The sequence below is a fragment of the Agrobacterium larrymoorei genome (assembly GCF_013322225.1).
GTDB lineage: Bacteria > Pseudomonadota > Alphaproteobacteria > Rhizobiales > Rhizobiaceae > Agrobacterium > Agrobacterium larrymoorei_A.
This window is the reverse complement of sequence record NZ_JAAMFB010000010.1, coordinates 118,594-140,708: the sequence shown is the minus strand read 5'-3', so window position 1 is coordinate 140,708 and position 22,115 is coordinate 118,594. Positions and strand designations below refer to the sequence as shown.

The 22,115-nt window shown below is 55.9% G+C and carries 24 protein-coding genes and 1 tRNA gene; 10 read left to right on the top strand and 15 right to left on the bottom strand.

Going from position 1 to position 22,115, the window contains the following annotated elements:
- Positions 1-116 precede the first annotated feature (116 nt).
- On the bottom strand, positions 117-1,073 hold the full coding sequence (locus G6L28_RS05525) for a LysR family transcriptional regulator (protein WP_174062791.1): 957 nt from the start codon (positions 1,071-1,073) through the stop codon (positions 117-119).
- Positions 1,074-1,211: 138 nt separating this feature from the next.
- Here G6L28_RS05525 and G6L28_RS05520 point away from each other — a divergent pair, with 138 nt between their 5' ends.
- Positions 1,212-1,823 carry an FMN-dependent NADH-azoreductase gene (locus tag G6L28_RS05520; RefSeq protein WP_174062790.1) on the top strand — a complete coding sequence of 204 codons (612 nt, stop codon included), beginning with the start codon at positions 1,212-1,214 and terminating at the stop codon, positions 1,821-1,823.
- Positions 1,824-1,897: 74 nt separating this feature from the next.
- Here the strand turns inward: G6L28_RS05520 and G6L28_RS05515 are convergent, their stop codons facing one another.
- A complete protein-coding gene (locus tag G6L28_RS05515) occupies positions 1,898-2,209 on the bottom strand; it encodes an HlyU family transcriptional regulator (RefSeq protein ID WP_174062789.1) in 312 nt (103 codons plus the stop codon).
- Between the two features lie 64 nt (positions 2,210-2,273).
- Entirely contained in the window at positions 2,274-3,524 is a 1,251-nt protein-coding gene (gene ilvA / locus G6L28_RS05510) for a threonine ammonia-lyase (protein WP_174062905.1), read from the bottom strand.
- A 113-nt stretch (positions 3,525-3,637) separates the two neighbouring features.
- On the opposite strand from ilvA, the gene G6L28_RS05505 reads away from it, so the two are divergent.
- Both G6L28_RS05505 and G6L28_RS05500 read left to right on the top strand, forming a co-directional pair.
- Positions 3,638-5,098, top strand: a complete 1,461-nt coding sequence (locus G6L28_RS05505; RefSeq protein ID WP_174062788.1) for a TrkH family potassium uptake protein — start codon at positions 3,638-3,640, stop codon at positions 5,096-5,098.
- A gap of 75 nt (positions 5,099-5,173) precedes the next feature.
- Positions 5,174-5,259: transfer RNA gene (locus G6L28_RS05500), tRNA-Leu, on the top strand.
- A 53-nt stretch (positions 5,260-5,312) separates the two neighbouring features.
- Here G6L28_RS05500 and G6L28_RS05495 read toward each other — a convergent pair.
- From G6L28_RS05495 to G6L28_RS05465, 7 genes are all read right to left on the bottom strand, one after another.
- Positions 5,313-6,026 (bottom strand): nuclease, encoded by a 714-nt coding sequence (locus tag G6L28_RS05495; RefSeq protein WP_174062787.1) that lies wholly within the window; start codon positions 6,024-6,026, stop codon positions 5,313-5,315.
- Positions 6,027-6,271: 245 nt separating this feature from the next.
- Positions 6,272-6,811, bottom strand: a complete 540-nt coding sequence (locus G6L28_RS05490; protein WP_174062786.1) for a MerR family transcriptional regulator — start codon at positions 6,809-6,811, stop codon at positions 6,272-6,274.
- Between the two features lie 169 nt (positions 6,812-6,980).
- Positions 6,981-7,316 (bottom strand): integration host factor subunit alpha, encoded by a 336-nt coding sequence (locus G6L28_RS05485; protein ID WP_174062785.1) that lies wholly within the window; start codon positions 7,314-7,316, stop codon positions 6,981-6,983.
- 144 nt (positions 7,317-7,460) lie between these two features.
- Positions 7,461-8,432, bottom strand: coding sequence for a beta-ketoacyl-ACP synthase III (locus G6L28_RS05480; protein WP_174062784.1), 972 nt, complete (start codon positions 8,430-8,432; stop codon positions 7,461-7,463).
- 3 nt (positions 8,433-8,435) lie between these two features.
- Positions 8,436-9,497 (bottom strand): phosphate acyltransferase PlsX, encoded by a 1,062-nt coding sequence (gene plsX, locus G6L28_RS05475; RefSeq protein WP_174062783.1) that lies wholly within the window; start codon positions 9,495-9,497, stop codon positions 8,436-8,438.
- Between the two features lie 100 nt (positions 9,498-9,597).
- Entirely contained in the window at positions 9,598-10,161 is a 564-nt protein-coding gene (locus tag G6L28_RS05470) for a YceD family protein (RefSeq protein ID WP_174062782.1), read from the bottom strand.
- Positions 10,162-10,169: 8 nt separating this feature from the next.
- Entirely contained in the window at positions 10,170-10,709 is a 540-nt protein-coding gene (locus G6L28_RS05465) for a ubiquinol-cytochrome C chaperone family protein (RefSeq protein ID WP_234902477.1), read from the bottom strand.
- A gap of 275 nt (positions 10,710-10,984) precedes the next feature.
- Between G6L28_RS05465 and G6L28_RS05460 the strand changes: the two genes are divergently transcribed.
- Positions 10,985-11,521 carry an outer membrane protein assembly factor BamE gene (locus G6L28_RS05460; protein ID WP_174062780.1) on the top strand — a complete coding sequence of 179 codons (537 nt, stop codon included), beginning with the start codon at positions 10,985-10,987 and terminating at the stop codon, positions 11,519-11,521.
- Between the two features lie 56 nt (positions 11,522-11,577).
- Here G6L28_RS05460 and G6L28_RS05455 read toward each other — a convergent pair whose 3' ends face one another.
- Positions 11,578-12,474: a branched-chain amino acid ABC transporter permease gene (locus tag G6L28_RS05455; RefSeq protein ID WP_174062779.1), complete on the bottom strand. Its 897-nt coding sequence runs from the start codon at positions 12,472-12,474 to the stop codon at positions 11,578-11,580.
- A 59-nt stretch (positions 12,475-12,533) separates the two neighbouring features.
- On the opposite strand from G6L28_RS05455, the gene G6L28_RS05450 reads away from it, so the two are divergent.
- Both G6L28_RS05450 and G6L28_RS05445 read left to right on the top strand, forming a co-directional pair.
- A complete protein-coding gene (locus tag G6L28_RS05450; RefSeq protein WP_174062778.1) occupies positions 12,534-13,085 on the top strand; it encodes a CGNR zinc finger domain-containing protein in 552 nt (183 codons plus the stop codon).
- On the top strand, positions 13,082-13,579 hold the full coding sequence (locus G6L28_RS05445) for a hypothetical protein (protein WP_174062777.1): 498 nt from the start codon (positions 13,082-13,084) through the stop codon (positions 13,577-13,579). Before G6L28_RS05450 ends, G6L28_RS05445 begins: the two co-directional genes overlap by 4 nt.
- Positions 13,580-13,703: 124 nt before the next feature.
- Here the strand turns inward: G6L28_RS05445 and ndk are convergent, their stop codons facing one another.
- Both ndk and G6L28_RS05435 read right to left on the bottom strand, forming a co-directional pair.
- Positions 13,704-14,126 (bottom strand): nucleoside-diphosphate kinase, encoded by a 423-nt coding sequence (gene ndk / locus G6L28_RS05440; protein ID WP_018898730.1) that lies wholly within the window; start codon positions 14,124-14,126, stop codon positions 13,704-13,706.
- Positions 14,127-14,228: 102 nt separating this feature from the next.
- On the bottom strand, positions 14,229-14,921 hold the full coding sequence (locus G6L28_RS05435; protein ID WP_174062776.1) for a glutathione S-transferase family protein: 693 nt from the start codon (positions 14,919-14,921) through the stop codon (positions 14,229-14,231).
- A 230-nt stretch (positions 14,922-15,151) separates the two neighbouring features.
- Between G6L28_RS05435 and G6L28_RS05430 the strand changes: the two genes are divergently transcribed.
- Positions 15,152-16,189, top strand: a complete 1,038-nt coding sequence (locus G6L28_RS05430; protein WP_234902476.1) for a GGDEF domain-containing protein — start codon at positions 15,152-15,154, stop codon at positions 16,187-16,189.
- Positions 16,190-16,251: 62 nt separating this feature from the next.
- Positions 16,252-18,135: an ABC-F family ATP-binding cassette domain-containing protein gene (locus tag G6L28_RS05425; RefSeq protein WP_174062775.1), complete on the top strand. Its 1,884-nt coding sequence runs from the start codon at positions 16,252-16,254 to the stop codon at positions 18,133-18,135.
- A gap of 59 nt (positions 18,136-18,194) precedes the next feature.
- On the opposite strand, the gene G6L28_RS05420 is transcribed toward G6L28_RS05425, so the two are convergent.
- Complete coding sequence (locus tag G6L28_RS05420; RefSeq protein WP_174062774.1) at positions 18,195-18,500, bottom strand: hypothetical protein; 306 nt, start codon at positions 18,498-18,500, stop codon at positions 18,195-18,197.
- A gap of 213 nt (positions 18,501-18,713) precedes the next feature.
- On the opposite strand from G6L28_RS05420, the gene G6L28_RS05415 reads away from it, so the two are divergent.
- Together G6L28_RS05415 and G6L28_RS05410 are read left to right on the top strand one after the other, a co-directional pair.
- Positions 18,714-19,559, top strand: coding sequence for a polysaccharide deacetylase family protein (locus tag G6L28_RS05415; RefSeq protein ID WP_174062773.1), 846 nt, complete (start codon positions 18,714-18,716; stop codon positions 19,557-19,559).
- A gap of 100 nt (positions 19,560-19,659) precedes the next feature.
- Positions 19,660-20,586 carry a Gfo/Idh/MocA family protein gene (locus G6L28_RS05410; RefSeq protein WP_174062772.1) on the top strand — a complete coding sequence of 309 codons (927 nt, stop codon included), beginning with the start codon at positions 19,660-19,662 and terminating at the stop codon, positions 20,584-20,586.
- An 8-nt stretch (positions 20,587-20,594) separates the two neighbouring features.
- On the opposite strand, the gene G6L28_RS05405 is transcribed toward G6L28_RS05410, so the two are convergent.
- A complete protein-coding gene (locus G6L28_RS05405) occupies positions 20,595-21,623 on the bottom strand; it encodes a sensor domain-containing diguanylate cyclase (RefSeq protein WP_174062771.1) in 1,029 nt (342 codons plus the stop codon).
- Between the last annotated feature and the right edge of the window lie 492 nt (positions 21,624-22,115).

The window sequence follows — 22,115 nt, the reverse complement described above, 5'->3', positions numbered from 1 at the left end:
GGGGCTTTTTTTGTTAAAGAATGTTCCGCAAAAGAGTGCGGCGGTTTTGCAATAAAGACATTCTCCAGTTGGCCGCGAAGAAAAAAACTGACGCCAGTGAGGCCTCAGCCTGTCCTCTATTCCGCCGCATCTTTCAACCGGACACGAACCCCGCTCGAAACAAGCGTCTTGTTTTCCGGGCATCTTGATAGCCGCTCGTGGAAACTGTTGATCAGCCATTTCGTCGCTGGACCAGCCGGGGTGTCGGTTTTGCGCAGGGAGTAGAGCGGGTATTCTCCGATCTCGTAAGCGTCCAGTTCCAGCACTTTCAGACTGCCATTGATGACATCGTTTCTCACCAGCGATGCCGGAAGGCCGCCCCAGCCAAGGCCGCCTTTGATAAGCTGGTACTTCGTAGCGATATCGCTGACGCGCCATTTCCTGTAAGAAAGCACATTGAAATCTCGCCCTTTTGTCAGCCCGGACATATCCATCACCACAAGCTGCACCTCTTCCCTCACATCTGCGAGCGTCAGCGGGCGATCCAGAAGGGCTAGCGGGTGGTCTGCCGCGGCAACCGGCACCATGAAGGAGTGGCCAATCTTCTCCACGATCAGCCCATCATCCTGATGGAACATGGCTCCGCCAATACCGATGGCCGCCTTGCGGCTCATCACCATCTCCGTCACCATGCCAAGTTCGCCCACATTGAGGTTGAGCGAGACGGTTGGAAAAGCATCGCGGAACTCCCGCAGCACAGCAACGACGACCTCTGCCGGGACAATCGTGCTGAGAACTAGAGACACTTCAGCTTCCAGCCCCTGTTTCAGGCCTTTGGCGCGGGCACGCATTTCCTGCAAACCGGCAACGATGCGGCGGGCATCCTCCACCATGGCGCGGCCTTCATCGGTCAGCTTCGAGTGGCGGCCAGCGCGCTCGAACAGGGTGACTTCCAGCTGCGCCTCAAGATTGGCAATGGTGTAGCTGACCACGGATTGCGCACGGTTGAGCGAGCGCGAGGCAGCGGAAAAGCTGCCGGTTTCGGCAACGGTCAGGAAAACCTGCAACTGGTCCAGTGTGGGGTTGGCGTCCATGGTCCATCCAATTATTCGATAGTTAGCTTCCACATTATCACGGTTTTCTTGATGAGAACATTAGTCGATATATGCGCCAACGATTGGGCCTTCCCTGCCCCGCCCGATCACAAAGTTATTCAAGAAGGACCATATTCAATGTCTAAAATTCTTCTCGTTACCTCCAGCCCGCGCGGCGCTGAATCTCTTTCTAACAAGTTCGCCGTCGATCTGGCGACCAAGCTGGCCAAGCCTGAAGGCTCTGTCACCCACCTCGACCTCGGCGCAAACCCTATTCCCCATCTGGACAGCGTCACGACATCGGCGATCCGTAAGACTGCCGACCAGCGCAATGCGGAGGAAGCCGTTGCTGCCGATTACTCCGACAAACGCGTTGCCGAGCTTATGGAAGCAGACGCTGTGGTTTTGGGTACCGGCCTCATCAACTTCAACATATATTCCGGCCTTAAGTCCTGGATCGATAACGTTGCCCGCGCTGGCCTGACGTTCAAGTACACGGAAAACGGTCCGGTTGGGCTTGTAACGGGCAAAAAGGTGTACGTCGTTTTGTCTTCCGCTGGCGTCTACTCGCAGGGTCCTGCTGCAGCGTTGGAACACGCGGTTCCCTACCTTAAGACCATCCTTGCGTTCCTGGGACTGACGGATGTGGAAGTCATTCGCATTGAAGGCCTGGCATTCGGACCTGAAGCTGCCGAAAAGGCAATCGCCGCTGCCAATGCCAAGGTTGAAGAGCTGGCCAGCGCCGCCTGAGCCAACAAAAAAGCGGCGTCGCGGCGCCGCTTGATCCTACTTACCTCAATGGCTGCGAAAATCTTTCGCGGCCTTTATTTTTGGCTGGTGAACAACGAAGGCCCGTTCTGGTCGATAATGAGCTGCGCCTTACGGACGGTGCACTCCACGGCATCGTCAAGACTGCTGAACATATCGGCACGAACGAATTCATGCACCAACACTTCGTCTCCCGCCTTCTTCTCGATTCGGCCTGCTAGGCGATATTGCCCGCCCTCTTTCATCGGGGTCGGATAGATCAGGCAATCACCATACGGATGCGCCTGCGCGGCTTCGGTTTTCTGCGGCGTCTGCTCGGACTGGCCGGAGCCGAAAGCGGAAAAGAGTTTCGCGAAAAACGAAGCCATTGATTTACCTTCCTGTTGTCTGAGGCAGGGCGGTCATGGCCGCCCCGTTTATCAGCGTTCTCTATCAGATAATGAGGTTGGCGAGGATTTCGTTCTCGGTAATGTCCTCATAACCCAGCCCTGCCGCTTCGAAACGCTCGAACAGGCCGGTAAAGTTCTCGCGCTCCGTGGTTTCTATGCCGATAAGGATAGAACCGAAGTTGCGCGCCGACTTTTTGAGATATTCAAAGCGGGCGACGTCATCGTCCGGTCCCAGCAGGTTCAGGAAGTCGCGCAGCGCGCCCGGGCGCTGTGGCAGACGCAGGATGAAGTATTTCTTCACGCCCGCATAACGCATCGCGCGTTCCTTCACATCCGGCAGACGCTCGAAATCGAAATTACCGCCGGAAACCACGCAGATCACGCGCTTGCCCTCCAGCTTTTCCCTGCCAAGCTTCTCCAGCGCTGCGATGGAAAGCGCACCCGCTGGCTCCAGTACGACGCCCTCAAGGTTCAGCATCTCGATCATCGTTACGCAAATCGCGTTTTCCGGTATGAGCTGAACCTGTTCGGAGGAGAACTGCTTCAGTGCTTCGAAATTGAGATCGCCGATGCGTGCAACGGCTGCGCCATCCACGAAATTATCGACCTTGTTCAGGGTTACAGGCTGTCCTGCTTCAAGGCTCTTTTTCAGGCTCGGCGCTCCCTCCGGTTCGCAGAACACGAAATTTTCTTTCGCCACCGTTCCCGAAAAGAAGCCTGTCAAACCGGCGGACAAGCCACCACCACCAACTGGCATAACGACGATATCGGGCTTTGCTCCATCGGGAAGCTGATCCACGACTTCCGCCGCAACCGTAGCCTGTCCTTCGATGATGTCCATATGGTCGAAGGGCGGCACCATATAGCCGTCATTCTCCTCGACGTACTGGCGTGCGGCCGCGTAGCACTGGTCGAAAATATCGCCGACCAGCCTGATCTTGATGAATTCCCCGCCAAAAATACGGGTCTTTTCAATCTTCTGCTGCGGCGTGGTAACGGGCATGAAGACGACGCCATGGACGCCGAAATGACGGCAGGCAAAAGCGAATCCCTGTGCATGATTACCAGCCGATGCGCAGACAAAAACCTTGTTTTTGCCGGCTTTTGAAACCGCTTTACGGAGAAAATTGAACGCGCCTCTAATCTTGTAGGAACGAACGGGCGTGAGATCTTCACGCTTGAGCCAAATCTCCGCTCCATAGCGGCGGCTCAAGTGTTCATTCAACTGCAACGGCGTTTCGGGAAATATCTCCCTAACTTCCCGCCGTGCGGCTTCTACAAGCAGTTTGTCCACGATTTTCAATCCATTGAAATTCCAGATGGCACCCGCTATGCCATAGGTGACCGCATGACACAAAGACTCTTTGCGCAACTTCGGTACGCCTCACTCGATTAGGGTTTCATTTTTTGAACACCAACCTTCTGCGCGCAGTCATATACATCGCGTCCATCTTCGGGCTTTACATGGCAACGGCGATGTTCGTTCCCGCCATGACGGATCTTTATTACGGCAACAATGACTGGCAGGTGTTTGCGACATCGGGCTTCATGTGCGGCGGCTTCGCGCTTGCCTGCGCCTTTGCAACGCGCGGACCGATGCCGACCTTCAACAAGCGCTTCGGTTTTCTGCTCGTCAACCTTTTGTGGCTAGTGTTCTCGCTGGTCGGAGCCGTGCCGCTCTATCTTTCGGAGCTTGATCTCAGCTTTGCACAGGCATTGTTCGAGTCCATCTCCGCCATAACCACCACAGGCGCTACGGTCGTTTCAGGATTAGACAACGCACCTCAAGGCATTTTGATCTGGCGCTCCCTTCTCTGCTGGCTGGGCGGCATAGGTATCGTGGCGCTCGGCCTCTTCATACTGCCACTTCTGCGCGTCGGCGGCATGACGTTCTTCCGCATGGAATCATCAGATACGGCCAGTGACAGACCATTCGCGCGGCTGGCAAGCTTTACCCGCGCTTTCGTCGGCATCTATATGGTCATGACCATCGCCTGCGCCGTCGCCTTCGATTTTGCCGGGATGACGCATTTCGATGCCTTGAACCATGCAATGTCTGCAGTCGCCACCGGCGGCTTTTCCACCCATGACGCCTCCTTCGCATTCTTTGGCGATAACGTCGCGCTGCTGTGGATTGCGACATTCTTCCTGATTTTGGGAAGCTTGCCTTTTTCTGTGATGATCCTTCTTGCGCTACGAGGACGGCTGGATATTCTCCACGACCCCCAGATCCGCATTTTCATCGGCTATCTTTGCATCATTTCAGCTGCGGTCGGCATTTATCATCATCTTACGAACGCGGTGCCACTCCCCATCGCGCTCAGCCACTCATTCTTCAACATGACCTCGATCCTCTCGACGGGAGGATTTGCGAGCGATGATTATACGTTGTGGGGACCCTTCGTGGTCGTTGTCGCCTTCTTCGCCACTTTCATGGGCGGCTGCTCCGGCTCCACGGCTGGCGGCATCAAGGCCTATCGCTTCGTCATAGTCTATAACGTCGTGAAAACCGGGCTGAAGAAACTGATCTATCCGGACGCGGTGTATTCCGTACGTTATGGCAGCCAAGTCGTTGACGTGGAGATGATCCGCAACGTGTTTCTCTTCCTCGGCTGCTTTATCGCGCTCTGGATTGGCGGTAGTCTGGCAATGAGCGCCATGGGCTATGATTTCCTCACCGCCACTTCTGCAGTCGCAACCTCGCTCGCAAATGTCGGCCCGGGCGTTGGCCCCATCATCGGCCCTGCGGGTAATTTCTCGACGATCAGCGATCCCGCACTCTATCTGCTTTCCATCATGATGTTGCTTGGCCGTCTTGAAATTCTGACGGTTCTGGTCCTGTTGATGCCGTTGTTCTGGAAGAGCTGAATAGTAGCCCAAACGACAACTCCAGCAATCTTCTTGTTGACCGACGCCGCTCGCACTGTGTAGATGAAATTGCAAGCGGACGTGGCGGAATCGGTATACGCAGCAGACTTAAAATCTGCCGACCTTTGGTCTTGCGGGTTCAAGTCCCGCCGTCCGCACCATAAATTCATCGACAGCAAATGAGTAATCTGACCGGTAGGGGTTAGAGAGACTATCAACCACACCAAGACCGGTTCGCGGAGCCAGTGGGGCGAGCGAGACCTTCACGAACGAGCTGGTCTGCGAATGATACGCCGGAGCGGGATAGTGTTTTCTGCTCTCCGGGACCACCGGCTGAGGCGACCTGAAATCCGCCTGAATTCAGCATATCGCGCAGACGCACCTTGGCAGTAAAACCTCTCGCACGCTCTTCCATGCAGCGGGCTTGATCGGTCTGCGGCACGTCGATACCCGCGAGTTTCATTTTCACGCCCTTCATCCAGAAGGTATTTCCGTCCGCCACGCAATTGTTCAGACCGGAGCGTCCGCAGAAGGCGAAGTTACCGGGCTTTGCGGTAAGAGCGACGTTTTCCACCTGTGGGCGTTGCGTCGGCAAGGCTGCGCTTGCTACCTGATTTGTAGCCCCGGCGGCGGCAGGGTTGCCGATGGAGCGTGGCGGCACGGGAACGCCAGACGCAGGCAGGCCCGCCGTCTGCGTGGCGGACTTCGGCCTTTCAGCCGCCGTTTCTCTTGTCACAGGTTTCGACGAAGGTTGGACGGTCTTTGTCGATGATGCGACGAGCCTGTTCACGGTCGGCATCAACGTATCGCGATGCTCGTAAAGCTGAATGCCACCAACAGCCACACCGAAAAGCATCAGCCAGGACCACAGTCCTCCGCCACTGGATTTCGCCGAAGAACGACGGCCTGCCGGTTTTCTTTTGCTCACGGAACGTCTCCTTTTTCACGCGGCATTATCTGCCCAAGGAGTTTCCGAAAGGTTGGCATTTAAGATAAATGCAGATGGAAATTTTGGGGTTATCCCCAATTTGGCCGGATGTGCCCGCGCTCGCCATTTCTGTAATTCTCAACGGAATCTAGTCTAACCGCGTCTCTATGGGAGGAAAACACGCTCATCCCAAGGGACTGGCTGTCCGAATCCATAGGACAAATACAGAAAGGACGAGAGACTGATTAACGAACCTGATCCAACAGGCGCTTGCACTCTAAAAGATCGAACAGCGCCTCCTGCAAGAGGGCGCGATCATCCTTGTTGATGCTGGACTTACCGAGCGATATCTCCGACGCGTCATCCGAAGCGCTGCCCCCGAAACCGAAAAAGCGTCCGCTGGGTTTCGCTTTGGGGCGTCCGACAACCTCGTCTTCCTCTGCATGAGCGACGCGTGGCTCCGGCGTCTGTTTCTCGCCGCTGGAAGCCATGATGGCTTCCATAGTGGCCATGTCGCCAGATGCAATGGCGGTGACGAAACGGTTGCCGTTTGTCTTGAGCAGCTTTTGCACGCCCTTGATGGTATAGCCGTGGTCGTAAAGCAGGTGACGAATGCCCTTCAAAAGATCAACATCGTCAGGACGATAATAGCGCCGCCCGCCGCCGCGCTTCATAGGCTTTATCTGCGGAAACCGGGTTTCCCAGAAACGAAGCACATGTTGCGGCAGATCGAGATCATCTGCGACTTCGCTGATCGTTCGAAAGGCGTCGGGGCTTTTATCCAAGTTCAACTCCCATCCTGCCTGCACGCAAGATTCCAGAACACATGAAGAAGGTACGATGCGAATCGTCTTTATTTCAACGGCTTGCCGGTTGAAATTCAAGTGTGTTCACAGGAACAAAATACGCTCTGCGTGCAGAAAACGCGCAGGGCTGAGGCCCTGACGCCAATTGTCAGCCAGGCTTGGCCGTCTTCTGCTTGGCCTTACGGGAAGAATGCGCTTTCAGAATGCGCTGCTTCAAGACGTTGGAGGCCTTGAAAGTCATGACACGACGTGGAGAAATAGGAACTTCCTCACCCGTCTTTGGATTGCGGCCTATACGCTCGTTCTTTTCGCGAATCTGGAAAGTAGCGAAAGAGGAGAGCTTCACGACCTCGCCACGCGTGATCGCGTTGCAGATTTCGTCGATAACTGTTTCGACCAATTCAGCGGATTCAGTCCGGGATAAACCCACCTTGCGAAACACAGACTCGGCTAGATCCGCACGTGTCACTGTTTTTCCGGCCATTTTTCCCCGCACAGCTCTCTATTGTTATCTTGAAGCTGCTCAAGACTATTGTCCTTGATGCAGCCGGTCAAGCAAAGTTTCTGTAATCGTTTAGGGATTTCCGGCAATGATGGCAAGGGGTTACACCGATGCGTCAGGCATGGCTTACCAACGCAGCAGAACCGCGCCCCATGTAAAGCCGCCACCCATGGCCTCCAGCATGACGAGATCGCCCGGCTTGATGCGTCCGTCCGAAGCGGCAACGGCCAACGCCAGCGGAATGGATGCAGCAGACGTGTTGCCGTGCTGATCGACCGTGATGACGACCTTTTCCGTAGGGATGCCAAGCTTTTTGGCTGAACCATCGATGATACGGCGGTTCGCCTGGTGCGGAACCAGCCAGTCCAGATCGTCCGCCGTGGTGCCGGTTGCTTCGAAGGCTGCTTCGATAACGTCGGTGATCATGCCCACTGCATGCTTGAAGACTTCGCGGCCTTCCATGCGCAGGTGACCGACAGTGCCGGTGGTGGATGGGCCACCATCCACATAGAGCTTGTCCTTGTGGGAACCATCCGAACGCAGATTGGACGTAAGCACACCGCGATCGGACGTCGTGCCTTCGCCCTCGTCCGCTTCCAGCACCAGCGCGCCTGCGCCATCGCCGAAGAGAACGCAGGTGGTGCGGTCGGTCCAGTCGAGAATGCGCGAGAAGGTTTCCGCGCCGATGACGAGAACGCGCTTTGCCATGCCGCCACGAATATAAAGATCAGCGGTTGCCATGGCATAGACGAAGCCGGAACAGACGGCCTGAACGTCAAACGCGAAACCTCCGGTTATGCCGAGACGGTTCTGGATATTGACCGCCGTTGCCGGGAAGGTGTTGTCCGGCGTGGACGTGGCGACGATGATGAGATCGATGTCTTCCGGCTTGATGCCAGCATTTTCCAATGCCGCGCGCGCAGCCGCCTCGCCCAGCGAAGAGGTCGTTTCGCCCTCGCCCGCAATGTAACGCTGCTTGATGCCGGTGCGCTGAACGATCCATTCGTCTGACGTGTCGACAACGCCTTCGATATCCTGGTTCGTCATAACCCGCTTCGGGAGCGCCGCTCCGAAGCCACGTACAATAGAGCGGATCATCCGTTATTCCTCATCGACCACGAGAGCTTCAGGCGCCGGGGGCGGAAGCCGTCTTGCGTGGTAAGCTTTCAAATCATTTTCGATCTTCGCGGTCAGGCCATTATGCACCATGTCATAGCCGACATCGATGGCCGAGGCGAAACCGAGGGCATCCGTGCCGCCATGGCTCTTGATCACGATGCCGTTCAGGCCAAGAAAGACTCCGCCATTGACCTTGCTCGGGTCCATCTTCTCACGCAGCACATCGAATGCGCTCTTGGCCAGAAGATAACCGATCTTGGCCCAGAAGCTGCGGGAAATTGCCTCGCGTAGCAGGGTGGATATTTGTCTTGCGGTGCCCTCAGCGGCTTTCAGCGCGATATTGCCGGTAAAGCCTTCGGTGACGACGACATCGACCGTGCCCTTGCCGATATCGTTGCCTTCCACGAAACCGCGGTAATCGATCGTCGCCAGATCGGCCTCACGGATAAGGCGACCTGCTTCGCGCACCTCTTCCTGGCCTTTGACTTCCTCGACGCCGACATTGAGAAGGCCGACGGTCGGGCGGTCGATATCGAATAGCGCACGCGCCATGGCGCCACCCATCAGGGCGAAATCGAGAAGCTGCTGCGAATCTGCGCCGATGGTCGCGCCGATATCGAGAACGATACTTTCGCCTTTCAGCGTAGGCCAGATGCCAGCAATCGCCGGGCGCTCGATGCGTGCCATCGTGCGCAGGCAAAACTTGGCCATGGCCATCAGCGCACCGGTGTTGCCAGCGGAGACCACGACATCGGCCTCCCCCAGCTTCACCGCTTCGATGGCGCGCCACATGCTGGACGTATAGCGACCACGACGCAGCGCCTGGCTTGGCTTTTCGTCCATGCCGACCGAGACTTCGCAATCGAAAAATTCCGATTTCGCAACAAGCGCGGGATATTGCGCCAGAATAGAATCGCATTTGCTCTTCTGCCCATAGAGCAGGAATGTCACGTCGTTGTTCCGCTCGAGCGCTTTTGCCACGCCGGGGATGACAACGTCAGGACCATGATCTCCGCCCATGACGTCAATTGCTATTCTGATCACTCGTCCCTGATCCTTCTGACCGCTCTGCGGTTATTTTTGGGGCGAAAATACCGTTTCCGCCCACTCTTACAACTGAATTATTCGCCTACTGCGACGGCATTCAGTCTTTTTTCCAGTCTTTCAGTACCGCAAAGGGCGATGGTTTCTTATCTTCGAATGGCGTTTTTTCGCCATATCCTTCAAAATCCACATCCGCCTTACGCGGATAAGGATCGATTGCCATAGCGGCGAATTCCGCCACCACGACGCCGACATCGATCGTATCGCCCACGAACTGGTCCGGAATGTCCGGCCCGTCCGGATCGAGCACGATCTCGCCTTCGTCATTGGTGACCATGCGCGCTAGCTTCGACCCTTCGGGTACGAAAATCTGCTCCACCTTTTCATTGATATCGCTGGAAACGGGCTCCAGCGTCACCACGCATGACTGCGTGAAACGGGCCTCGACCTGTCCCTTGATCCTGATGCCGTCCTTCTTCCAGCGCGTAACCTGCAATTCGCTCTTGAGATACTCGACGGAAACGACATCCCAGAACTTCGCAAGCGCCTGAAGCTCTTCCGTGCTTGCCGTCAGACCAATCCTGACGGGATTGGCAGAAATATGGCCTACCTTGACGGGATAGGAGAATGGCGCGTCATCGTTGGCAGCATGGGGCGATTTCATTGAAAACCTCACAAATCCGGAGAAGGCAGCGTGGCATTTCCCGTCGCAACAGCATCTTCGGGCTGCGCAGACAATGCTTCGGACGCCACCATCATCCATTTCGCGAGAGCGCGCATATCCGGCGCGGTCTCATCTGCCTGCGGATATATATTGCGACGCAGTGCCGCCGCAAGGGCATCCTCGTCTGCACCGTCTATTGCCGTCGCATAAGATTCCAGCCGCCCATAGAACATGCCTGCGAATTTCTTCATGCGCTTGGGCACGCCCTGATCGCCGATGCCGAGTTCACGCATGGAATGATCGAGATCCTGAAAAAAGGCATCCACGATCTCCTGCGCAATCTCCTGCCCGCTGGTGGCGGAGGCTTTCGTGCGGCGAAAGTAGAGAATCATAACAACCGAAAGCATCTCGAAACGGCCCATGACCGTATCGGGCACGTCCATATGGAGATAAAAGCCGGGCTGGCGCGCTGCCGAGGTCAGAGCCGAATATTGTCGGTCTACGATGGCGCGATTATTGTTTTTCTTCCTGAAAAGCCCGAACAGCATCGAAATTTCCGAATATTGACCGACGAAACGACCTCTCGCCCATCGCACTTGTTGCATGAATACAAAAGCTGGTTTACCGAAGCATCCAAGAATTGCAATGCCGTCGAGGTCACGTTCACTGTCGTGCTGAAACAGTCGAGGAGACGCGCCCGCTCAGGCGCGGCTTTTCGATCAAAGTCTTGCAATCAATCGTGAAGCGGGGTTCATTCGTCCCCGGATTGACATAATCGTGTGCGCAGAAGCGGTGCAACACGCAAGGCCGGAAGGTGCTATTCATGATCGCAGTCGGGGAAACGCAGGTGAGCAGACAGAAATCGGCGGGCAAAACCAAATTTCTGAGCAAAACCGCAATTGCCGTCGTGATTGCGTCGAGTCTGTTGACCGCCTGCTCCAGCACCACGGACGTCTTCCACAACGGATATGTGGTCGATGAGCAGTCTCTGCAATTGATCCCTGTCGGCTCCAGCCGTGAGCAGGTTCTGCTGACCATGGGAACGCCTTCGACCACAGCGACTTTCGGCAACGAAGTGTTCTACTACATTTCCCAGAAGCGCGTTCGTAAAGCTGCTTTCATGAAGCCGCAGGTGGTTGAGCAGAACATTTTGGCGATCTATTTCGACAAGAGCGGTGTGGTAACGCAGAAGGCGAACTACACGCTACAGGATGGCAAGGTGTTCGACACCATTTCCCGTACGACACCAACTGGCGGCAAGGACCTCACTTTCCTCCAGCAGCTACTCTCCGGTGGCACGGCGGGCGCTGGCATCGCCAAGAGCATTCTTGGCGGCGGTGGCGACCCCAACGGCTTCTGATAACACCGAAGCAAAACATGAATTTAAAGCCGGGTACATCTGTTTCCCGGCTTTTTCTATGGGCGCTCCCGCGTGCTTCTTGTAACGACGAGCCCCAAGACCAGCAGGAGCAGTACCGCAGCATCTTTCCATGCCACAGGTCCATATGCGGCCCAGAATGTTTCGGCAAAACCCACGGCGGCGGCACCGATCGCGCATTTTAACGGGCTTGTGTAGCCTCCGGCAGCCGAGATCAGCACGACTTTCAGGCCGAACACCAACCCGGCACCGAAATCCATAGTGCCATAATAGAAAGTGGCAAGCACTCCGCAAATGGAAGAATAGAGGGCCGACGTGCAGTAAGCGACGATGAAGATGCGATCGACATTGATGCCCATCAGTCTGGCAGCCTGTGCATCTTCAGAAACCGCGCGCCATTCCCGTCCAAGGGCGGAGCGCCGCAAGAACAGATATCCCAACGCCACGACTGTTAGAAAAACGGCAGTATTGACCATCTGAACGGGAGTGGTGGTGACGACAAAGCCTGCCCGGCGCCAGATATGGATCGGATCGCTGAAGATGGGCGGCAGCCAGAGGGACTGGCTGTTGACCGCAAGCCTCGCGCTTTCCATCAAGGCAATGAGAGCTCCGACCGAGGCCACGCTTACAGCATTCGGTGAGGCGTTCGCCAGGGGTCGCATCACGCATCTGCCAATGACGACGCCTGCCCACAATCCTCCGCAAATTCCGGCGGCAGCGCCGAGTGCCAACGTGGCTGGCAGAATCAGCCACAATTGATTCCAGCCAAAATCAGCAAACAACAGGCAGGTGAGACCGGAAAAAGCGAAAATCGCCCCGTAGGTGACATCGGCTCGCTTGGTGATCGAAAAGGCAATGGCGTAGCCGAAGGCCAATGCGGAGTACAATGCGGCAATAGGAACAGCATTCAAAACCTGCTGTAGAAAATAAGCCATGCTCCACCTCGTTTCGGTATTATAACTGGCAAAACAGATTTTAACAGTTATAATTAGACATGAGCTTTGCATGGACCACGCACCGGTTTGCTGGAGGCGCGTTGGCACTCGATGTCGCCAACAGCGTCATTTTGCGTGGAGATGAGGCGCAGTCTCTGGACAGATTTTCCGTGCCAGAACAGATCGAAAGTTTTTGTGAGGCGGCGATAGAGCTGTCTGCAGAGCGGGAATGTTTCGGTCTACTTCAACCGCCGCCCCCTCAACAGCAAATGACGCTCATCGATCTTCGCGAAGCGACGGATCGTTACTTTCGCAGTACGATCATGAACGGGCGCGAGGATGATCTTTTGCTCGCGAACCTTCTTCAGGCATGTTCGACCGCGTTGCGCAACAATATGCAGGCTGAAAGTCTCGCTGCCGCCACTGCGCATTCTGTCCTGCGGCTCATTCATGGGCCGGATCGCGAGCGCATACGCATCTGCGGTAATTGTGGCTGGCTGTTCATAGACCGCAGCAAGAATCGCAGCCGCATCTGGTGCGACATGACCGTCTGTGGCAACCGGCAAAAAGCCGCGAGACACTATCGGCGTAAAAAGGAAAACGCATCATGAAGCTGCTGATGCTGCTTTTCATCTTGCTTGCTGGCACTGGCTGTCAAAGAGAAGAGCAGCGTGAGATCGCCAAGGTGTCCGGCCGCATGTTCGTCTTCAACTACCGCGTGGCAACGGCGACCTATCTCGTGACGCTCCAGCCGCTTTCTCCCGTCGCCGAAGGAAGCACGATCGATGCAGAGTTTGAAAATCCGCGTGGCGGCAATGCGCTTTCAGTATCGGAACGTCTATATCCGAAGAACCCCAAGATCGTGCTGCAAAGCCCACCCGTCGAATGCGTGAAGCAGGATCGGCCCTACAAGGTGACGATCCGACTGAGAGCGCCGGATGGTCATGTTATGCAGACCATCGAAACGAGTATCAAATCCGACACCGACCAGTCCCTGCTACCCGCCAAACCGCTGGCGGTCGGCCCACTTTACACCCCAAACCCGGATGTTTTCAAAGCTGATGGCAGCGTGGATATGAGGCCGGTTCAGGACTGTCCGGAGTGAACGGGCTCGATGACAAAACAGTTGCGCAACAAAAAACGGGGCCTTTCGACCCCGTTTTCATGATTCCAAACAGCGGCTTAAATCAATCGCCTCACAAGGCGATTCCGCCACTTCACAGACTGAATCAACCGACGATCTCGGTTTCTGCGAACCAGTAGGCGATTTCCTGAACGGCAGTTTCAGGAGCGTCAGAACCGTGAACGGAGTTTTCGCCGATGGACAGCGCGAACTGCTTGCGGATCGTGCCTTCGTCAGCGTTTGCAGGGTTCGTTGCGCCCATGATTTCGCGGTTCTTGAGGATTGCGTTTTCGCCTTCCAGAACCTGAACGATGGTTGGGCCAGAGGTCATGCCTTCAACGAGTTCACCGAAGAAAGGACGCTCTTTGTGAACAGCGTAGAAGCCTTCTGCTTCGCGCTTGCTCATCCAGACGCGCTTGGACGCGATGATGCGCAGACCGTTGTCTTCGAAAACCTTGGTGATGGCGCCAGTGAGGTTACGCTTGGTTGCGTCCGGCTTGATCATCGAGAAAGTGCGTTCAATCGCCATATGTCCGTTTCCTTGTTCTTGGAAGAAAGTGGGCGGTGTTTACCCGCCCACAAGCCTTAAAACAAGGGGGATAGGCCGATTTGCCCAATAGAGCGCTTCATTTCACGCCGCTGTCACACTGCGCCCCTTTGCACCATACAGATCGAGGCAGCGTTCGAACCAGTCGCGCACCGGATCCTCGGACCTCAACAAATCCACCTTGGACGTAACGCGCGCCCACTGAAGTGCGCCAAAGACGATGTAATCCGCAAAGAGCGGACCATCACCGCCGATGAATGGCTGGTAGCCAAGCATTCGTCGGATCGGCTCAAGCCTGGAAGGGAAAGCCGCGATCTCTTCGTCTCGGCTGGCCGCAATCTCTTCGATGGATTTACCAAAAAACGCCTGCCTGCTTTCGCGGAAATAGCTTTTGTCCGTCTCGTCCAACATATCGTGAATGTCGAGTACGGCGACCTTGACGATGGAAGGGTGAAGCTGGGTCTGCGACCAGCTTTCCACGAAGCGCGCCAGAGCCTTTCCGCCCTCACCTTCAAAAAGCGAGGGCCGGTCGGGGTATGCCTCATCAAGATAAAGAGCGATTTCGAAGCTGTCTTTCACCAGCTCATCGCCATCACGCAGGATCGGGACGGTTTTCGAGAAACCATTCTCGACGCCGGGAATTGCCGTAAACGCCAGCGGGCGCTCTTCAAAATCCAGCCCCTTATGTGCCAGTGCGAGCACCGACTTCCAGCAATGGGGTGAAAACGGGCGTTTTTCATCGCTGCCGCAGAGGGAGTAGAGGGTGCGTGATGTCATGGCGTTGCCTTTCGCATTCCAGATACATCTCCATAAGATCAGCACAACCGATCCTATTCAAATGACGATTATTGATACCGCCCATAACATCAGCTGCTCTGTTCCGATCCAGATAAAAACCTAAGGCTGTTGTTTATGCTATTTTAAAACCGTGCGGCGATAACAGGGATACCTAATTCACGTTGCTTGGGCAGTGTGGCAATTGTGCGTGAGAAAGACGCGGGGGACGAATGGTAGCGCCGACAAACCGGACAGGCCGCGACGTGGGTAATAACAGCCTCGTCATCGCCAGGGTCACGCAGTTCATCACCAAGATGAACCTTGCGCCGTTGCCGCGCAATTACGAGCTTTTCTACGAAGTTCTGTCTGGACACCATCCTGAGATCGGTCGCGATATTCTGGCGCTCGGAAATGCGCCGCAACAGCATGATATCGACATGGTCGGCCAAAGGCACAATCTGCCTAGCTTTTCACACATGGCTGCAAGTCAGGCTGCCTCGGAGGTGTTGGGCACAATCGAACAGGTTTCCGCTCGTCTTGCCGTTGCGCTGGAGCGCACCGAAACTCTTCTGGAATCAGTGGAGAACGAAACTGCACTGACGCAGGATGCGCTTGTCCACCTGCTCAACGATGTCCAGAACGAGCAGGCAAGCCTGCATAACTTCGTGCGGCGCGGATTGGAGAAAATCCGAGAGCATGAAGACAACAGCAAGCGGCTCAATGCCGCATCCGTGAAAGATGCGCTCACCAGCCTGCCGAACCGACCGGCTTTTCTCCAGAAGCTGGCAGAAGTTTTTGCAGATGAGAACCGCTTGAATCCCGCATGCTTGGTGCTTGTCAACATTGATCGCTTCCGTGAGATAAACGAAAAGTATGGCACGGTCGCTGGCAACAAAGCCCTGCGGCGGCTGTCGGCTCTGTTTCGCAAGACGATTAAGAAGGATGACTTCGTCGCCCGCATAGGCGGAAACGAATTCGGCTTCATCTTTGCCAACATTTCTCAAAGCACGGCGCAAGTGATAGCGGAGCGGCTTCGCCATAGCGTCGAAGAGTTGCGCTTTGCGACGAAAGAAGGGGCTGGCGAGCATCTAACCCTTTCCATGGGCGTCGCCACCTCGGAAAACAGCACAACGCCCGCAGAATTTTACGGCCATGCCGAACTGGCACTGCTTGCAGCCCGCAGCGGCGCGCGCAACTGCGTCATTCCCTATTGCAGGGAAGTGGCACAACGTTCCCGTAACAGCTACCTCATGCACATCGGCGCGTAACGACTGAAAACTGTGACTTTCCGGCTCTTGCGCTGAACCCTGAGTTCAGCCAAAACGGCGCCATGATTACGATTACCGACCTCTCCGCCCGCATCGCAGGCCGCCTGCTTCTCGACAACGCCAGCGTAACGCTGCCTGCCGGCGTAAAGGCGGGGCTCGTTGGGCGCAACGGGGCCGGCAAGTCCACCCTCTTCCGGGTCATAACCGGCGATCTGGCTTCCGAGGGTGGATCGGTGACGATTCCAAAACAGGCCCGCATTGGACAGGTCGCGCAGGAAGCGCCGGGGACAGAAGATTCCCTGATTTCTATCGTGCTTGCCGCTGACAAGGAACGCGCTGCGTTGCTGAAAGAGGCGGAAACTGCAAGCGATCCGCATCGCATCGCCGAAATCCAGATGCGTCTCGTCGATATCGATGCGCATTCTGCGGAGGCGCGCGCGTCCAGCATCCTCGCAGGTCTCGGCTTCAATCAGGAAGCGCAGTTGCGTCCCGCCTCGTCTTTTTCCGGTGGCTGGCGCATGCGCGTGGCGCTGGCCTCTGTGCTGTTTGCAGAGCCGGACCTGCTGCTGCTGGACGAACCGACCAACTATCTCGACCTCGAAGGCACACTCTGGCTGGAAGAATATGTGCGGCGTTATCCGCATACCGTCATCATCATCAGCCACGACCGCGATCTCTTGAACAACGCCGTCAACTCCATCATTCATCTGGACCAGAAAAAGCTTACCTTCTACCGAGGCGGATATGACCAGTTCGAGCGGCAGAAGGCAGAGGCCGACGAACTGCAAATGAAGGCGAAGGCCAAGAACGATGCGGCGCGCAAGCATCTGCAAAGCTTCATCGATCGCTTTCGCGCCAAGGCGACCAAGGCCAGGCAAGCGCAGAGCCGCGTTAAAGCCCTGGAACGCATGGGGACGGTAGCGGCCGTCATCGAAGATCACGTTCAGCCGATCACCTTCCCCGAACCGGAAAAGCAGCCCGCCTCACCCATCGTCGCCATCAACGGCGGCGTGGTGGGTTATGAACCCGGAAAGCCGATCCTCAAGGGATTGAACCTGCGTATCGACAACGACGACCGCATCGCGCTGCTCGGCTCGAACGGCAACGGCAAGTCGACTTTCGCCAAGTTCATCTCCGGTCGCCTGCCCGCGCAGGGCGGCGACCTGCGCATCGCATCGGGCTTGAAAATCGGCTTCTTTGCCCAGCATCAGTTGGACGATCTGGTGCCGAACGAAACGCCGGTCGAGCATGTGCGCAAGCTGATGCCGCTTGCAGCCGAAGCGCAGGTCCGCGCCCGCGTTGCGCAGATGGGCCTTGCGACGGAGAAGATGGCCACCGCCGCCAAGGACTTGTCGGGTGGCGAAAAGGCACGCCTGCTGATGGGGCTTGCCGCCTTCCATGCACCCAATTTGCTGATCCTCGACGAACCGACCAACCATCTCGACATCGACAGCCGCCGCGCACTGATCGAGGCGCTAAATGATTATAACGGCGCCGTCATCCTCATCTCGCACGATCGCCACCTGATCGAAGCCACGGTCGACCGCCTCTGGCTGGTCAACAATGGCACTGTCACGAGCTTCGAAGGCGATATGGAAGAGTACCGCGATATCGTTATCGCGTCTGGCAAGAAGAAGGACGACAGGACCGAAGTCGGCAATGATCAAGCTTCCAAGGCCGACCAGCGCAAGGCAAATGCCGAGAAGCGCGCGCAACTTGCCCCGCTGAAGAAAAAGATCAATGAAATCGAATCCATGACGGCAAAACTTGAGAAACTGATTCAGTCTCTTGATGCGGAACTTGCCGATCCCGCGCTTTACGAAAAGGCACCAGCCAAGGCAGCGGGAAAGGTGAAACAACGCGGCGAGGCCGCGTCAAAGCTTTCGGACGCAGAGGAACAATGGCTGCTGCTTTCCAGCGAATACGAAGAGGCTATGGCAAGTTAATCCATAGCCTCCATTTCTGAGCCAGCCCGGTCTAACGTCTGTGCCGGCACCGGTCGCTATTAGCGACCCGTTTTCTTGCCGTTACCGGCAGCAACGAATGTAAAATCACGATTTTTGGCATTGCCATCGCCGTCGCCGGTCTTCAGGAAAAGCTCGCTTTCGCTCAACCTGATGATGACGACGTTGTCGCGTGTATTGCCGTCGTTCGGGAATACCTGCGTGGCGGAGACGCCATGTAGCTGATCGAATGCGGGCCTGAACGAAACAACATAGTGCCCTTCGCTTGTCCGGCTTACTGAAAACTCGTCGCCTGCGCGTATGGTGCCATCGGCGTTTACAATACCAGCGATCGTTCTATCGGTCATAATATTTCCCTTTGGTTGAATAAATTACAAATAACAACCTAAACGAGATTTAGTAAAATACAATCTTAGGATGAATTTATAGTTTATGCTCTTTAAAGTTATAACGGCCAGAAAGCTGAACTCCAATTTTCGCAGGGCGATTGCTAACTTTTAATTAACCATGGCAAGCGAAAACTCGATGCAATTTCAAAGTGATTTGCCCAGAGCTTTCCGATGCGATTTCGTCACCTCTTTCTCATGGCAGCCGCTGCCTTTTGCGTTACCGGCTGTGCGGGGAAACCGCAGCCGGATGGCTCACTGAAAACGGCATTTGCCGCTACGATGCCCACGCCACCGGCGGTCAAGGCAAATGATCCGATAGCCCTTTCCCCGACTGCGTGGATGCGCCCGCGCAATCCATTGGGCCTAGCGGGGCGCGACATCGAGGTTTCCTCGCTGAACGACATCGCGCTCGCCAACAAGGAGGTCGTGCTCAGCTTCGATGACGGCCCCGTTCCGGGCAAAACCGAACGGATTCTGGCAACGCTAGACGAATTTGGCGTGAAGGCCACCTTCCTGATGGTAGGCGAAATGGCTCAGGCCCACCCTGACATCGCAAAGAAGGTGCTTGCGCAGGGACACAGCATCGGCAGCCACACATTCAGCCACCCGAACCTGCGCAACCTGTCGTTCGACCGCGCGCTCGCCGAAATTTCAAAGGGCGAGAAAGCCGTTGCGAAAGCAACGGAGACAGATGCGATGTTCTTCCGCTTCCCATACCTCGCCGACACGGGCAGCCTTCGACATCTCGTATCGCAGCGCGGCATGGTCATCATGGACGTGCAGATCGATTCGAAGGACTATTTCACGGATGCGCCTGCAGTCGTTGCATCTCGCACCATTGCCGCCCTTCGCCATCGCGGCAGCGGCATCATTCTCATGCATGACATCCACAAGCGCACGGCGTCCATGCTGCCCGCACTGCTGACGCAGTTGAAGGCCGAAGGCTACAAGGTGGTTCATCTCGTCTATAAGAAGCCGTCGCATAGCAAGCCTCTGCTCGTTGCGTCCGCCAATTGATGGCGGCGCGAAAGCGCTGCCTCCATCTTGCCCGCCTGCCCGTTTCTGCTACAAGGCATAAAGTATTATTTTTGCAGCATCACACGGGTCTCTACCAATCATGTCAGCCACAAAGCTTGCCATCGTCGGCGTCGGCAAAATCGTTCGCGATCAGCACCTTCCAGCCATTGCCGCCAACCCGGATTTCGATCTGATCGCAACCGCAAGCCGCCACGGCACCGTCGAAGGCGTTCCGTCCTATGGAACCATCGAAGCACTGATCGAGGCCGTGCCGGACGTGCAGGCAGTCTCCCTCTGCATGCCGCCGCAGTACCGCTATGAGGCGGCCTATACCGCGCTCAATGCTGGCAAGCATGTGTTTCTGGAGAAGCCACCGGGCGCAACGCTTTCAGAGGTACAGGATCTCGTTCGGCTGGCTGATTCCAAGGGTCTTTCGCTGTTTGCCAGCTGGCATTCGCGCTATGCCCCTGCGGTCGAAGCCGCGAAAAGCTTTCTTGCCTCCACCAGGATCAACGGCGTCCATGTCATCTGGAAAGAAGACGTGCGTCATTGGCATCCGAACCAAGCATGGATCTGGCAGGCAGGCGGCCTTGGTGTGTTCGATCCCGGCATCAACGCACTGTCGATCATCACGCACATTCTGCCTCGTGCATTGTTCGTCACCAAAGCGACGCTCGAGTTTCCGGAAAACCGCGATGCACCGATTGCAGCCGACATTCACTTCTCTGACGTTGCGAAGACGCCCGTCCATGCCGAGTTCGACTGGCGGCAGACCGGCAAGCAGAGCTGGGATATCGTGGCCGAAACCGAAGCCGGGCAGATGGTGCTTTCCGAAGGCGGCGCAAAACTGTCCATAAATGGCGAACTGAAGTTTTCGGAGCCGGAGCGCGAATACCCCGCGCTTTACGAGCGCTTTGCCGAAATCATCAAGGTAGGCACATCGGATGTGGATCTGGCTCCGCTGACCCATGTGGCCGACGCTTTCCTGCTGGGCCGTCACAAGTTCGTGGATTCGTTCTACGACTAAGGTGTTTTTTAGAGGGCGCGACTGATGAAGCGGTTGCGCCCTGCTTTCTTGGCCTGATACAAAGCCTCATCCACGTTGCGCAACAAAGTCACGCGGTCGCAGCCTGATTGTGGTGCCATGGCTCCACCGATACTCAGGTTGGCGACAACCTCGGTGCCGTGAACCTCAAACGGCTGGCGGAATGCATCAAGCAGCCTTTCTGCAATACGCTCAAGGGTTTCGGGCGCACGCGGACGCGGCACGAACACCACGAACTCATCTCCGCCCATTCGCACGACGGTATCCTGAGATCGGATGCACGACCTGATACGCACAGCAGAATCCTGGAGTATCTGATCTCCCGCCGCATGCCCCAGCGTATCGTTGATGGTCTTGAAGCCATCCATATCGAGATAGAGCGCACCGAAGCTGTCATTATCGCGCAGTGCATCCCGCAACTGTTCATCGACAAGCAGATCGAGTGCCTTGCGATTGTAGAAGCCAGTCAGGGGGTCGGTCATGGCAGCGCTTCTCAGCTCGATCTCGGCCAGGCTCATGGTGAAGTTTGCTTTTTGTAGCCTGAACAGCGCGGCGGCCAGCTTTGCAAAACGCTTGAGGTTCTCCTTCTCCTGCTCGGAAAAGTTCTTCGGCTCTGAATCCGTCAGGCAAAACGCCCCGATGACAATACCGGTGTCGAGTTCAATTGGTGCACCGGCATAAAACCGTATCTTCGGCCCACCAGATACATAAGGCATGGATTCCCAGTCAGGATCCTGCGTCATGTCGGGGATGACGAATACATCGTTGTTAAGCACTACACTGTTGCAGACCGAGATTTCCCGTGCGCAACTGTTTAACTGCTGCCCGGACTGGTAGGCGATATGCATCCAGTCCTCATCCAGAATATGGATACCTGCACGCGCGGTAGCGAACATGTCTTTCGCCAGATGCGAAAGCGCGGAGAGTTCCTCATTCGGTGCGTCATGCAGCGGATATATGGAGCGAACGCCAACCAGACGCTCTATCTCGTTTGTTGGCCAAGGCGCTGACTGCCCCATATCTCCTCCTAGCTCTCATGGATGGGCGATAGCCCGTCGAACAAGTTACAGCTATCTTCCCGACACTGTATCAATACTTGCAGACTTACTAAAATTCACGACGACGCGAGCGACTTATCTCGGTTAAGTTTACACTCAGAAAAATAGTCTATTTTTGCCGATTTAGAAGGCATCATCTTCTCTTTTTGCCTTGTATTTACGCTATCTGCGGCGTATCAACGCACTCATTGGCAATTGCCAAATCCGCGCCATCCTTCTGGAGGAGTGAGGCAGCGAGGAAGAACCACGGATCTTGACTGGGAGTTTTGTTGATGCGCGCTTCGTATGCGGGCAAGAACGATAACTCGGCTCTGCAAGAGATTTGGATGATGTTTTGTACTCCTTCCTTTTTAAATGCTCAGCGACTGCTTCCGATAATGCCAAGTTTCCGCACTGTCTGTCGGGTGAAATCGTGATGGCTTAGCCGTCTTCGCTTGACTGAAACACTATAAC